Origin of the sequence: Horticoccus luteus, assembly GCF_019464535.1 — a bacterium.
GTDB classification, from domain to species: Bacteria; Verrucomicrobiota; Verrucomicrobiia; order Opitutales; family Opitutaceae; genus Horticoccus; species Horticoccus luteus.
The window spans coordinates 3,975,062-3,989,165 of record NZ_CP080507.1 but is presented as its reverse complement, the minus strand read 5'-3'; the positions used below and the strand labels follow the sequence as shown (position 1 = coordinate 3,989,165).

General features: G+C 65.3%; 11 protein-coding genes. 5 read left to right on the top strand and 6 right to left on the bottom strand.

The genetic code is table 11. The features are described 5' to 3' along the window. The 4 genes from K0B96_RS16170 to K0B96_RS16155 all read left to right on the top strand — a co-directional run bounded on the left by K0B96_RS16170 (position 1) and on the right by K0B96_RS16155 (position 6,950). Positions 1-1,188: an enolase C-terminal domain-like protein gene (locus K0B96_RS16170; protein ID WP_220161923.1), complete on the top strand. Its 1,188-nt coding sequence runs from the start codon at positions 1-3 to the stop codon at positions 1,186-1,188. A gap of 8 nt (positions 1,189-1,196) precedes the next feature. Further along, a complete protein-coding gene (locus tag K0B96_RS16165; protein ID WP_220161922.1) occupies positions 1,197-4,328 on the top strand; it encodes an FAD-binding and (Fe-S)-binding domain-containing protein in 3,132 nt (1,043 codons plus the stop codon). A gap of 73 nt (positions 4,329-4,401) precedes the next feature. Then, on the top strand, positions 4,402-4,842 hold the full coding sequence (locus K0B96_RS16160) for a PPC domain-containing DNA-binding protein (protein ID WP_220161921.1): 441 nt from the start codon (positions 4,402-4,404) through the stop codon (positions 4,840-4,842). Beyond that, the gene (locus K0B96_RS16155) at positions 4,839-6,950 is read left to right on the top strand and encodes a glycoside hydrolase family 15 protein (protein ID WP_220161920.1); all 2,112 of its coding nucleotides are present in this window, start codon (positions 4,839-4,841) and stop codon (positions 6,948-6,950) included. Before K0B96_RS16160 ends, K0B96_RS16155 begins: the two co-directional genes overlap by 4 nt. Positions 6,951-6,999: 49 nt before the next feature. On the opposite strand, the gene K0B96_RS16150 is transcribed toward K0B96_RS16155, so the two are convergent. Beyond that, the gene (locus tag K0B96_RS16150; RefSeq protein ID WP_220161919.1) at positions 7,000-8,058 is read right to left on the bottom strand and encodes an SDR family oxidoreductase; all 1,059 of its coding nucleotides are present in this window, start codon (positions 8,056-8,058) and stop codon (positions 7,000-7,002) included. Positions 8,059-8,176: 118 nt separating this feature from the next. Next, positions 8,177-8,872 carry a DUF4396 domain-containing protein gene (locus tag K0B96_RS16145; RefSeq protein WP_345779937.1) on the bottom strand — a complete coding sequence of 232 codons (696 nt, stop codon included), beginning with the start codon at positions 8,870-8,872 and terminating at the stop codon, positions 8,177-8,179. A gap of 197 nt (positions 8,873-9,069) precedes the next feature. On the opposite strand from K0B96_RS16145, the gene K0B96_RS16140 reads away from it, so the two are divergent. Next, positions 9,070-10,086, top strand: coding sequence for an AI-2E family transporter (locus K0B96_RS16140; protein ID WP_220161917.1), 1,017 nt, complete (start codon positions 9,070-9,072; stop codon positions 10,084-10,086). A gap of 63 nt (positions 10,087-10,149) precedes the next feature. Here the strand turns inward: K0B96_RS16140 and K0B96_RS16135 are convergent, their stop codons facing one another. The 4 genes from K0B96_RS16135 to K0B96_RS16120 all read right to left on the bottom strand — a co-directional run bounded on the left by K0B96_RS16135 (position 10,150) and on the right by K0B96_RS16120 (position 14,080). After that, on the bottom strand, positions 10,150-11,472 hold the full coding sequence (locus tag K0B96_RS16135; protein ID WP_220161916.1) for a DUF2254 domain-containing protein: 1,323 nt from the start codon (positions 11,470-11,472) through the stop codon (positions 10,150-10,152). Positions 11,473-11,547: 75 nt separating this feature from the next. Then, complete coding sequence (locus tag K0B96_RS16130) at positions 11,548-11,841, bottom strand: cytochrome C oxidase subunit IV family protein (protein WP_220161915.1); 294 nt, start codon at positions 11,839-11,841, stop codon at positions 11,548-11,550. 2 nt (positions 11,842-11,843) lie between these two features. Beyond that, a complete protein-coding gene (locus tag K0B96_RS16125) occupies positions 11,844-12,494 on the bottom strand; it encodes a cytochrome c oxidase subunit 3 (protein ID WP_220161914.1) in 651 nt (216 codons plus the stop codon). Continuing rightward, positions 12,491-14,080: a cytochrome c oxidase subunit I gene (locus K0B96_RS16120; RefSeq protein ID WP_345779936.1), complete on the bottom strand. Its 1,590-nt coding sequence runs from the start codon at positions 14,078-14,080 to the stop codon at positions 12,491-12,493. Before K0B96_RS16120 ends, K0B96_RS16125 begins: the two co-directional genes overlap by 4 nt. Positions 14,081-14,104: the final 24 nt, after the last annotated feature.

The following is a 14,104-nucleotide window of genomic DNA, read 5'->3' as shown; positions in this document are numbered from 1 at the left end:
ATGGCCAGGACGAGAGTGCAGCGGAAGGGTGGACGCCGCGAAGCGCCGGCGGCGCCGGCGGCTGATGCGGATCCGCCGCGGGAGCGCGCGGGCGGCGGCGGGCCGCGCGTGGAGAGTGTGCGCACAGCGGCGTTTCGCATTCCGACAGATGCGCCGGAGTCCGACGGCACGCTGGAATGGCAGGCGACGACACTCGTCGTGGTGGAGGTGACGGCGGGCGGAGAGACAGGGTTTGGTTACACTTACGCAGACGCCGGCGTGGCGCGGATGATTCGCGATTCGCTCGCGGCGGTGGTGACAGGCGAAGACGCGCTGGCGGTGGAGGCGCATTGGCACGCGATGATCGCGCGTTTGCGCAACATGGGCCGGCAAGGGGCGTCGGCGATGGCGGTGTCGGCAGTGGACGGAGCGTTGTGGGATTTGAAGGCGAAACTGCTCGGGTTGCCTCTCGTGCAGTTGCTCGGCCAGGTGCGGGCGGCGCTGCCGGTGTATGGCAGCGGCGGCTTCACGTCGTATTCGGACGCGCAATTAAAAAAGCAATTCCAAGGTTGGGCGGCGCGGGGCGTCACGCGGTTCAAAATGAAAGTGGGCCGGGATCCGGCGCGGGACTTGCACCGCGTGCAGGCGGCGCGGCGGGCGATCGGCGGGGAGGCGGAGTTGTTCGTCGATGCGAACAGCGCCTATACGCGCAACCAGGCGCTTGAGTGGGCGAACACTTTTGCGAACCAGGCGGATGTGCGATGGCTGGAGGAACCGTTGCCGCCGGACGATCTTGCGGGCCTGCGTTTTCTGCGAGAGCGGGTGCCGCCGGAGATCGAACTTGCCGAGGGGGAATATGGCTACGATCTCCACTACTTTCGGCGCTTGCTGGACGCGGAGGCGGCGGACGTGGTGCAGGCGGACGCGACGCGTTGCGCGGGCATCACGGGCTTCATGAAAGTCGCGACGTTGTGCGAGACATGGGGCCGGCCGTTGTCGGCGCATTGCGCGCCTGCGCTGCATTTGCATCCGGGATGCGCGGCGGCGCCGATGCGGCACACGGAATATTTTCATGATCACGCCCGGATCGAACAGCGCTTGTTCGATGGCGCGGTGCCGGTGGAACGGGGGATGTTGACGCCCGATCTTACGCGGCCGGGCCTCGGCGTGGAATTCAAATGGGCGGATGCGGAGCGCTTCGCCGTCTGACACAACTTATGGCAACGATCGCAGACCAAAAAACGCCTCCGAAAACCAGTGTGCGTCAGGATGACGAACGCTTTGGTCCCGTGCGCGCCGCGCACCATGCGCCGGGAACACCGACGCTCGGCGAGGCGTTGCGAGAGGCCATCAAGGGAGAGGTGCGTTTCGACGACGGCAGCCGCGCGCTCTACGCAACGGATGCGTCGAACTACCGGATGCCGCCGATCGGTGTGGTGATTCCGCACGACCGCGACGACATCATCGCCACGGTGCGCATTTGCCGTGACTACGGTGCGCCCGTGCTCTCGCGCGGCGGTGGGACGAGCCTCGCCGGGCAATGTTGCAACACAGCGGTGCTGATGGATCTGTCGAAATATTATAACCGGATTCTCGCGCTCGATCCCGAGAAGGCGACGGTGACGGTGGAAACGGGGATCGTGCTCGATGAAGTGCAGAAGGCGGCGGAGCCGCACGGATTGATTTTCGGGCCGAATCCGGCGACGCACAATCACTGCACGCTGGGCGGAATGATCGGCAACAATTCCTGCGGCATCAATTCGCTGCTGGCGGTGAACAATGGCCTGGGGATGCGCACCTCGGACAACTTGCTGGAGTTGGAAGTGTTGACCTACGACGGGGAAATCCTGCGCGTGGGTGCGACGAGCGAGGAGGAGTGGGCGGCGATCATCGCGGAAGGCGGGCGGCGCGGGGAAATCTACGCGGGGTTGAAGACCTTGCGCGACGAGTATGCCGAGCTGATCCGGAAACGTTTTCCGAAAATCCCGCGGCGCGTGTCGGGTTACAATCTCGACGACCTGCTGCCGGAGAAAGGCGTGAACGTGGCGCGCGCGCTCGGCGGCTCGGAAGGAACGTGCGTCGTGATTCTCTCGGCGACGTTGCAACTGGTGCCGCGGCCGAAGGCGAGGGCGTTGCTGGTGCTCGGTTACGAAGACGCGGTGGCGGCGGGCGCGCACGTGATGGAGATTCTGCCGTTCAAGCCGATCGGGCTCGAAGGCATCGACGAGGCGCTGGTCGATATGATGAAGGATCACCACATGGATGGTGACGCGTTAAAAATGCTGCCGAAGGGCGGAGGCTGGCTGCTGGTGGAATTTGGCGCGGAGACGCAGAAGGAAGCGGACGCGCAGGCGAAGCGGGTGATGGCGGCGTTGAAGAAAAAGAAGGATCCGCCGTCGATGAAGTTTTACGACGATCCGGAAGAGACGAAGAAAGTGTGGAAGGCGCGGGAGGCGGGGCTCGGCGCGACGGCGTTTGTGCCGGGCAAGAAGGATACGTGGCCGGGTTGGGAGGATTCGGCGGTGGCGCCGGAAAAGGTGGGCGACTACCTGCGGGATTTACGCGACGAGTTCGCGAAGTTCGGGCACAAGCCGGCGCTCTACGGGCACTACGGCCAAGGCTGCATCCATTGCCGGATCGACTTCGATTTGGTGACGGAGGCGGGGTTGGAGAACTATCACGCTACGGTGGAGGCCTGCGCCGATCTGGTGTTGCGCTACGGCGGTTCACTCTCGGGCGAGCACGGCGATGGGCAGGCGCGCGGGCCGATGTTGGAGAAGATGTATGGCCCGGAATTGATGGAAGCGTTTCGGCGCTTCAAGCGGCTGTGGGATCCGGAGTGGAAGATGAACCCGGGGAAAGTCATCGACGCGAACCCCATGACGGCGGATCTGCGACTGGGCACGGATTACAATCCGTGGCGGCCGAAAACCTGGTTCAGTTACCCGGCGGATGATGGCGACTTCAGCCGCGCGGTATTGCGCTGCGTGGGTGTGGGTGAGTGCCGCAAACATGAAGGCGGGACGATGTGCCCGAGCTACATGGTCACGCGCGAGGAGAAGGATTCGACGCGCGGGCGGGCGCATCTGCTGTTCGAGATGCTGCAGGGCGATGTGATCCAGGACGGGTTTCGCAGCGAGGCGGTGAGAGACGCGCTGGATCTGTGTCTCTCGTGCAAAGGCTGCAAGGGCGACTGTCCGGTGCATGTCGACATGGCGACCTACAAGGCGGAATACCTGGCGCATCACTACGCGGGCCGGCTGCGTCCGTTGCACATGTATGCGTTCGGGCTGATCGGGCGGTGGGCGCGGTTGGGCGGTTTGTTTCCGCGCGTGTCGAATTTCTTTCAGCGGGCGCCGATCTTCGCGGATGTCATGAAGGCGGTCATCTCGGTGGCGCCGGAGAGGAAAGTGCCGCGGTTTGCGAACCAGTCGTTCAAGGCGTGGTTCTTCGCGCGGGCTCCGCGCAACCCGGAAGGGCCGCCGGTGATCTTGTGGCCGGATACGTTTAACAACTACTACCATCCGGATGTGGCGCAGGCGGCGACGCGTTTCCTGGAACGTGCGGGCTGGCGGGTGATCGTGCCGCGCGCGGCGTTGTGCTGCGGGCGTCCGCTCTACGACTACGGCATGCTGGCGACGGCGAAGCAGTGGCTGGAGCGGGTGTTGCTGGAGCTGCGCGACGAAATCCGCGCCGGGGTGCCGATGGTGGGCTTGGAGCCGAGTTGCACCACGACGTTTCGCGACGAGTTGTGCAGCATCATTCCGCACAACGAAGACGCGCAGCGGCTCTCGAAGCAGACCCTGTTGTTGAGCGAATTCATCGATCAGAAGATGCCGGATTATCCGCTGCCGAAGCTCGCCCGGCGGGCGCTGGTGCACGGGCATTGTCATCACAAGGCGATCATGAAACTGACCGCGGAAGAGCGCGTGTTGAAGCGGATGGGGGTGGATTACGAAGTGCTGGATTCCGGCTGCTGCGGCATGGCGGGGGCGTTCGGGTTCGAGAAAGAGCATTACGAATTATCGATCGCCGCGGGCGAGCGGGTCCTCCTGCCGAAGGTGCGCGCGGCGGACACCGACACGCTCGTGGTGGCGAACGGTTTCAGTTGCCGCGAGCAGATCAAGCAGACGACCGAGCGGCAGGCGTTGCATCTGGCGCATGTGCTGGAGATGGCGGAGCGGGAAAGCGTGCAACCGGAACCGCGCGGGCCGGGACGTTGTCCCGAGCTCTCATGTCTGCCCACCGAGCCGCGCGATCCGACAAAGGGCGAGGCGCTGGTGGTGATCGGCGCCGGCGTCGCGCTGGCGGGTCTCGCGGCGTGGTGGCTCTGGCGCCGGCGACGGTAGCCGGGGGCGGCGGTGGCGTGAGCTGCGGCGGCGCGGCCGCTGACGGAGGCGTGGGCAGCGGGCGAATCATTTTATGAAAGCGAGAACACTCACACACGGCGGGACGAAGCAACGCGCGCTCATCTTTGAAACCGGTGATCGCGTGATGGCGGAGTTGAAGGCGTTTGCGAAAAAGGAAAACATCCGGGCGGCGCGATTCACGGCGATCGGGGCGTTCCAGTCGGCGAAGCTCGCGTATTTCGACTGGGAGACGAAGCGCTACCAAGAGATTCCGGTGCAGGAGCAAGTGGAGGTGCTCGTGTTGACGGGCGACTTCGCGTGGAAGGGCGACGAGCCGGTGGTGCACATGCACGCCGTGCTGGGGCGGCGCGATGGCTCGACGATCGGTGGACACTTGCAGGAAGCGCACGTGCGCCCCACGCTGGAAGTCATGCTGACAGAAGGTGGCGCGTTGGAGCGGCGGTTGGATCCGGAATCGGGACTGGCGTTGATCGCGCCCGAGGTGGGCGCATGAGCGCGGAGAATCCCCCGGGCCAGCCGGGCCTGCCGCCGCGGTGGACCTCGAGCGCGAAGTCGGGCGTGGGCACGGCGATGAGCGGCGAGAGCCCGGTGTGGTTCACGCTCGCGCATGGTGTGCTCAACGAGATCTATTTTCCGCGTCTCGACTGCGCGAACACGCGCGACGTGGAATTTCTCGTGGCGGCGGAGGGTGGGTTTTTCTCGGAGGAGAAACGCCACACGACGCACCTGATCGAGCCGCTGGCGCAAGGCGTGCCGGCGTATCGGCAGACGAACACGTGCGAACACGGCCGCTACCGGATGACGAAGACGATTTTCACTGATCCGCGCCGGCCGGTGTTGTTGATGCGCGTGAAATTCGAGGCGCGGCAAGGAACGTTGCAGGATTACCGGCTGTATCTGCTCGCGGCGCCGCACATCGCGAATCAGGGCGGGGGCAACGACGGTTGGGCGGACGCGTTTCGCGGGACGGAGCTGTTGTTCGCGCAGCGGGAGCATGTGACGATGGCGATCGGGTGTTCGGCCGGGTGGCGCGCGCGGAGTTGCGGCTACGTTGGCACGAGCGACGGCTGGCAGCAGGTGCACGCGAACGGGCGGCTGCAGGAGCTTTACCCGGCGGCGCACGACGGGAATATCGCGCTCACGGGCGAGATCGATCTCGCGGCGTGCGGCGGGGAATTCGTCATCGCGATCGGATTTGGCGATCAACACTGGGCGGCGGGGCATGTCACCCGCGCGGCCCTGTTGTCGGACTTCGACGACACGCAGGCGGAATACCTCGCGGGCTGGCAGGCGTTTCAGAAAACGTGTCTGCCGCTGGTGGGTCCGGCGCGCGAGGCGTTTGACGTTTATCGCGTGAGCACGGCGGTGCTGCGCACGCACGAGAGCAAATTATTTCACGGCGGGATCATCGCGAGCCTGTCGATCCCGTGGGGTGGGGCGCACGGTGACCAGGACATCGGCGGCTATCACCTGGTGTGGCCGCGCGATCAGGTGCACGCGGCGATCGCATTGCTCGCGGCGGGACGCGCGATGGATGCGCGGCAGACGATGTTCTACCTCATGTGCACACAGAATCCGGAGGGGAACTGGACGCAGAACATGTGGGTGGACGGCGAGGCGCATTGGACGGTGAACCAGAGCGACCAGACGGCGAGTTTCGTGCTGCTCGTGGCGGCGATCCGGCGGTATTCGGATCTCGGGGTCGTGGATCCGTGGGACGCGGTGCGGCGGGCCGCGGAATTTCTGGCGCGGCGCGGACCGGTGACAGAGCAGGATCGCTGGGAAGAGAACCGCGGCTACACGCCCTACACCCTGGCGACGGCGATCGCGGCGCTTCTGTCAGCGGCGGAGATGGCGGATGAGCGCAATGCGGGCGAGCTGGCGGCGCGCTGGCGCGCGGCGGCGGACGAGTGGAACGCGTCGATCGAGCGCTGGCTCTACGTCACGGATACGCCGCTCGCGCGGCAGGTCGGCGTGGAGGGCTACTACGTGCGGTTGTCGCTACCGGAGGAGGAGCGCACGGGGGCGTTGCGCGATTCGACGGTGGAATTGAAAAACCAGGCGCCGGGCGCGAACGCGACGTTTCCGGTGTGGCAGATCGTAAGTCCGGATGCGCTGGCGCTGGTGCGTTACGGGCTGCGGCGCGCAGACGATCCGCGCATCGTGAACACCGTGCGGGTGATCGACGCGACGTTGAAGCACGAGACGAAGTCGGGCGCGGTGTGGCGGCGCTATACGCACGATGGTTATGGCGAGGACGTGCAAGGCGCGCCGTTCACCGGCTCCGGCATCGGGCGTGGCTGGCCCGTGCTGACGGGCGAGCGCGCGCATTACGAACTTGCGCGCGGCGACCGCGCGGCGGCGAAGGCGCTCATGCAGACGATGGTGCGGCAGAGCCAGTCGGGCGCGGGTTTGTTTCCGGAGCAAATCTGGGATGCGGACGACATTCCGGAGCGAGAACTATACAATGGCGGCGCGACCGGTTCGGCGATGCCACTCGTATGGGCGCACGCGGAATTCGTCACGCTGCTGCGCTCGTTGCGCGACAAGGAAGTGTTTGGTCTGCCGTCGGCGTGCGCGACGCGTTACTTGTCGCAGTAAAACGCGCGTGAGCGTTTGGCCGCGGCGCGCGGGTGGAATGGCGTTGGCGTTATTGCGGAACGGCCGCGGGGCGACCGAGTTGGCGCGGCATGGTGGAGGCGCGGTGGTGGCGGCGCCAGAGGAGGGCGGCGACCGCGCCGGCGGCCCCGAGTGCGCAGAGCGTGGCGGCCGTGCGGTGGCGCGAGAGACGGATCTGCCATGAATGGTCCTGGGCATCGGCATCGAACGGCCCGTGCGCGGCCCACTCGCCGGGCGCAGAGGAGAAGAGGTTGTCGGGCTGATTGGGATCGCGCGGTTCGTGCGTATCGCTGAACGAGCGGCCGACGAGATAGTGGTCAAGCAAGCCGGGCCAGACCTTGTTGGCCTTGATGCCGGCGGCGGTCATGAAACCGAGATACACCTCGCGCCGGTCGTGGTGCGCGGCCCAATAGATGGTGCGGGCGGCGACTTCGGGCTGGTAGATGGGCGCGGGTGGTTTGGCTTTTTGCGGGAGGCGACTTTTCACCCAGACGAACTGCGGGGTGTTCATCGAGGGGAGCTGCACCATGGTCACGCGAACGCGGCTGTGGTCGGCGATGAGTTCGGAGCGAAGGGAATCGGTGAAGCCATGGATGGCGTGCTTGGCGGCGCAATACGCGGATTGTTGCGGGATGCTGCGGTAGGCGAGGGCGGAGCCGACTTGCACGATCATCCCGCGATCGCGCTTGAGCATGCGGCGGAGCGCGGCCTGCGTGCCATAGACGTAGCCGAGATAGGTGACCTCGGTGACGCGCTTCATTTCCTCCGGCGGCGTGTGCACGATCTTCGAATAGACGGAGGCCATGGCGTTGTTCACCCAGATGTCGATGGGGCCAAACGCGTCCTCGGTCATTTGCGCGAGGGTTTCGGTGGTCTGGGGATCGGCGACATCGGCGGCGAGGATAACGGCGCGCCCGCCGAGATCCTCGACCTCGCGTTGGGTGGCTTCGAGGCGTTCGCGGCCACGGGCGAGGAGGCCGAGGCGGGCGCCGCGCCGGGCGAACTCGCGGGCGGTGGCGCGGCCGACGCCGGCGGAGGCGCCGGTGATCACGACAGTTTCGGCGCGGGGAAAATCAGAACGCGTTTCCATGCTGCAATGTCGGCCCGGCGGCGCCGCGGGCAAATCGCGCGGTGTCGGCGAATTGCCGTTTCTGGCATGGTGAAAGCGCCCCTTAGTGCGGCGGGCGCAGGTGGCGGACAGGACGGCACTACATCTTTTCCTTTATACCGGTTTTCAACAGCCAGCGGTTGACCGGATAACTGGTGACGAAGCCGCAGAGCATTGCGATCTGCATCTCGAACCAGAAGACCGGGCCGGTCTTATCCAGCTCGTGACCGAAGAGGAGAAACACGACGACGGCCATCCAGCCATACATGCCGATCTGCCAAGCGGTGAGCGAGAGGACGTCGGCTTTGAGCGCGCTCTTGAGGGCGGCGCCGGCGGAGAGGCCGCGCATCGGCTTGATCGTAAAATATTGAAACGCCACGCCGAACAGCAGGGCGAGGACGTAGTCGAGCGCCCACGCGGCGAAGAGCGGTTTCCCGAACAGCGAGAGCGGGACGATGAGGAGAAATGTTTCCGCCACGACATCGCCCAGCGTGCAGCCGCTGCCGCAGTGGAGCGTGCCGACAGCGGCCATTTGCCAGAAGGGCTTGCGGTGGCCGGGGGGCATCTCGCCGCGGTGCTTCGCCTGCATGACCACGCGCTGGGTGGAGAGGACGCCCCAGCGAAAATAAGCCCAGAGGGCGAAAGGGCCTGCGTAGAGGGCGGTGACGACCCAGACGATGTTCATGATCCACATGTGCTGTCGGTGGCCGCGCAGCAGGTGGACGAGGATGATCAAGGAGCAGACGGCGGATAGGCTCAACGAGATGACAGCGAGAGTGGGGAGCGAACCGTGCATCACCCGGCAACGTCGCGCTGAACCCGCGCGGGGCAAGGCCGCCGACATCAGGCAATGGCGGATCGTGGGTTGGGGCCGCGGCAGTCGCATGCAGCGTCGGAGCGCTCCCCGGCGATGGCCAAGAACGCGGATGCGAAACGCGGGTCCAATGGCCGACGCCCGTCTGCGGGTGCACCTCCATGCCGCGACGCCCTTCGATGACCAAAACGCAAACGGCCACGCGTTTCATATTAATCGGGCTGGCGCTGGTGGCGCTGGGATTACTGCTGTGGAAAACGAGCGAAGTTGCGATCGTAGCGTTCGGCGGCGTGGTGGGCGCGGCGGCTTGGCGCGGGATCGCGGTGCCGGTGGCGCGGTGGACCAAACTTTCGGAGAAGAAGAGCGTGGTGCTGGTGGTGGTGGTGTTTCTCGTGGTCTTCATCGGCGCGGCGTGGGCGTTTGGCGCGCAGGCGTCGGAACAGTTTGCGCAGTTGCAGCAGACGATTCCCCGCTCGATTCAGGAGATCAAAACGCACCTGCAGGCGTCGGATACCGGACGTTCGGTCGTGCGATCGGTGCACCAGGCGATGAACAGCGGCGACGCGGTGTCGCGCGTGGGACTCGCGGCAGGGGCGCTGCTCGCGGGCGCGGCGGATATGCTGTTGATGCTGTTCGTGAGCATCTATCTCGCGATCGATCCGGGAGAATATCTCCGGGGCTTTCTGCGGCTGCTGCCACCGGGTCGGCGGCCGCAGGTGAAGTCGGCGCTGGAGGAAGCTGGCGCGGATCTGCAGAAGTGGCTGCTCGCGCAACTGGTCGCCATGGCGGTCGTGGGCGTGGCGGTGGGCACGGGGCTGGCGATCTTGGGCGTGCCCCTGGCGTTGTTGCTCGGCCTCATCGCGGCCGTGTTGGAGTTCGTGCCGGTGGTGGGACCGATCCTCTTCGCGATTCCCGGGGTGCTCGTGGCGTTTACGCAGAGCCCGAAGATGGTGTTGTCGGTGGTGATCCTCTACGTCGTGGTGCAGACGCTGGAGAGCAACGTCTTGATTCCGCTGCTGCAACGGTGGGCGGTGCGGCTCCCGCCGGTGATCTCGTTGGTGGCGACATTGGCGGCCGCGATTCTCTTTGGCCCGATCGGGATGATTTTTGCGTCGCCGCTGGCGGTCGTGGTGCTGGCGCTCGTTAAAAACCTTTACGTGGAGGATACGCTGGAGAGTCCCGGCGTGGCGGCGTGAGACGAGTGGGCTCACATTGAACGAGCGCCCCGGGCGCACACGAGTGCCGCAGCGCGGGGGCGATTACGCGGACGAAACCAAAGCGGTGGCGCCCGGGGCGTTGAGCGCGATGACGAGCGCTTGGGCGCGCGTCCGCAGCACCGTAGAGCGCGGAAGGGGCAGATGCGCGATGATGCTGGCGCGAACCTCGGAGGCTTCTTGAGCGAGGACTGCGCGGCGCGCCGGATCCACGGCGGCTTCAGCGAGCAGGGAGAGCCCGCGCAACAACGCTTCGTAAACGAGCAGTTCGGAGCCTGCGTGCACGCGGATTTCGCCGAACGTGTGGTCGAGCAGCGCGGCGAAGTCGGGCCGGCGCACGTGCACGCGGGGGCGTTTTTCGACGCAATGCACGGCATCGCCCAGTGGACGCGAAACGAGCGGCTGCAGGATCGTGGTGAGGTATTCGATGCAGAGTGCGCCGGTCGTGGGATCGTTGAGCGAGGGCGACAACGCGCGCAGGGCGACGTCGACGATCTGGCGCATGCCGAACAGGACGTCCTGCTCAACGGTTTGGGCGCGGCTGAGCGTGATCGCGGATTTAAGGTCACGCAGCGCCTCGGGATCGGCGGCGTTGGTTCCGGCGACGACGAGCAAGGGTGCGCTGGCGACGACAAATTCGCCGATGGGCAGCTCGGAGCGAATGACGAGATCGTGTTTCACGGCGGCGCGGAGCAAGGCGCGCTCATCGATCAATTGAATGTAGCCCGAGGCCGGCGCCAGCACGGGGTGCCAGTCGGAATCAGGCAACGGCGACCGGGTCGGATTGCTGGAGGCCGGCTCGGCGGGAAAGACGTGGTCGGCGGCGCGGCGTGTTTCTGCGGCGATGTCGGCGACGATGCAGGACACCTGGATGGAGGTGGCCACATGGTGGATGAAAAAGATGAGGCAGCCGACGCCGACGAGTGCGTAAACCACGCCGCACGCGACGGCGAGCGCCGGGACGAAAGCGTGGGCGTCCCCGCCGCGAATGCGCGGGAGCAGGGTGAGGCAAAAGGCGAATACGCCGACGAAAATGCCGAGCACGCCTTGGTTCGCGCGATCGCGCATGAACTGGCGCAGCACGCGCGGAGAATACTGGCTCGAGGCGAGGGAGAGCGCGACGATCGTGATCGAAAACGCGACGCCGGCGATGGTGATCATCGACGTGGCGATGGCCGAGAGCATGGCGCGAGAGCCTTCGGCGCCGAACCCGAAGATCCGCGGGAGTTGCGCTTGCGAGAGTGCGGGAATGCGCGCGCCGGCCTCGACCAGACCGTCGGCCGCCAGCATCGAGCCGACGACGATGATGGACGGGATGAACCAAAGGCTGGACCGGAGCGAAATCCAGAGAGCAGAGAGCCGGAGCATAAAAGAACAGTCAGGCTGGGGGCGGTGGAGTTCGGTGCGCCGCGGAACGAAGGGCGGGGCGGCGGCGGTCCCAGTCTATTGCGCGACCCAGCCGCGCGTGAGGTAGTCGCCGAAGGTGAGCGTCAGCAGAATCGCCAACCAGAAGAAGCCCGCCGCGGCGGCGATGCGCACCATGCCGCGTTGATAACGCAGGTGCATGAAGAAGAGGAAAATCAGCGCCATCTTCGCGACCGCGATCGTGAGAGAAATGGGCAGCGCCCAGCGGCTCGGCGGCAGGTAGTCCGCGAGCGCGGTCAACGCGAGCAGCACCATGAGGGCGATGAAAACGCCGAAGATCGCACGGACAGAAAGTTGCGGTTCGGTCTTCATGATCAGCGGTGCGCGACCAGGTAGAGGAGGGGATAGAGAAACACCCACACGCAGTCCACGAAGTGCCAGTAAAGGCCGACGATTTCGACGGGCGCGGTGTGGACGGCGGAAAGGCGCGCGCGGTGATTCAGCCAGAGCAGCCAGGAAATCAGTCCGAGGCCGATGAGCATGTGCACGGCGTGGAGCGCGGTGAGGGCGAAATAGAAGAACGTGAAAAGCTGCACTTGCGGCGCCCATGCGGAATCGAGGTGGAAGTTGATCCCCGGCACGAGATGCTCGCGATACATCCCCCAATACTCGTAACCCTTGAGGCAGATGAACGCGGCGCCGAGGAGGGCGGTGGCGAGGAGGCACCACCGGAGCGCACGGCGGTCGCCGAGTTTGATGGCGCGGTCGCCCAGCGCCATGAAGAGACTGCTGGTGAGCAGGACGGCGGTGTTGGTCGTGCCGATCCAATATTCAAGGTGACTGCTGCCGATGCGAAACGCCTCGGGATACGCGTGCCGATAGATGGCGTAGGCGGCGAGGAGCCCGCCGAAGAACAGGATCTCGGTCGCGAGAAACGTCCACATGCCGAGATGATTCGCGGCGGAGCGTTGCTCGGCCGCGGCGATCGCGGCGGCGGCGCGGGATTGTTCGGCGGTCGAGCTCATGACGCGGCGGGATCGACGGGATAGTTATAGGGCTCCGTCGTCACGATCGGGGTTTCGACGAAGTTGTGCTGCGGCGCGGGCGATGCCACTTTCCATTCGAGGCCGGTGGCGCCCCACGGATTGGGGCCGGCCTTTGGGCCGAAGAAAAACGACCAGGTGAGATAAAACAACGGTAGCACGTAGCCGAGGCCCAGGATGGTGGCGCCCGCGGTGGAGAGGACGTTGAGCGCCTGAAATTCGGGCGGATAGATGTGGTAACGGCGCGGCATGCCCATGTAACCGAGCACGAATTGCGGGAAGAACGTGAGGTTGAAGCCGGCGAAGATGATCAGCGCGGTGATGCGCGCGGTCCACTCGTGGTAAAGGCGGCCGGAGATTTTGGGCCACCAGTAGTGCAGCGCGCCCATGTAGGCCATGACCATGCCGCCGACCATGATGTAGTGAAAATGCGCGATGACGAAATACGTGTCGTGCACGTGCACGTCGATCGGCAGCGTGGCGAGGAAGAGGCCGGTGAGGCCGCCGATCGTGAAGAGGCCGATGAAGCCGAGGGCGTAGAGGAGCGGCGTTTCAAAGCTGATCGAGCCGCGATGCAGCGTGGCGGTCCAGTTGAAGACCTTGATGGCGGACGGCACCGACACGAGGAAGCTCAGCAGCGAGAACACGAGGCCGGCGTAAACCGACTGGCTGCTCACAAACATGTGATGGCCCCATACGAGGAAGCCGAGAATGGCGATGGCGAGGCTCGACATCGCCACGATGTGATAACCGAAGACGCGTTTGCGGGCGAAGGCGGCGATGGTTTCGCTGACGACACCCATGCCCGGGAGAATCATGATGTAGACGGCGGGATGGGAGTAGAACCAGAACAGGTGTTGAAACAGGAGCGGGTCGCCGCCGAGTTTCGGATCGAAAATACCGACGCCGAATCCGCGTTCGAGCACGACGAGCAGCAGCGTGATGGCGAGGACGGGGGTCGCGAGCACGAGGATCAGACTCGTGGCGTAGAGCGACCACACAAAGAGCGGCAGGCGAAACCACGTGAGGCCGGGCGCGCGGTGCTTGTGGATCGTGACGATGAAGTTGAGGCCGGTGGCGATGGAGGAAAATCCCGCGACGAAAATGCCCGCGGCCATGAGCATCACTTTGCCGTTGGAGTAAGTGCTGCTGTAGGGCGTGTAGAACGTCCAGCCGGTGTCGACGCCGCCCGCGACGATGGCGTAAAGCGCGAGCAGGCCGCCGGCGACGAAGACATACCAACTCGCGAGATTGAGCCGGGGAAACGCCACGTCGCGCGAGCCGATCATCAGCGGCAGAATGAAGTTTCCGATCACCGCCGGGATCGAAGGGATGAGGAAGAACCACACCATCAGCACGCCGTGGACGGTGAAGAGGCGGTTGTAGATGTCGGACGTGACGAGATCGGCCTGCGGCGTGAGCAACTCCCAACGCATCAGCGCGGCGGCGGCGGCGGCGATGGCGAAGAAGAACGTGATCGTAAACATATACAGCACGCCGATGCGTTTGTGATCGAGCGTGCAGAGCCACGAGCGCACGGTGTGGCCGGCGGCGAGGTAGTCGGGCATCGGCGCGACGTCGGGCGGAGGAAG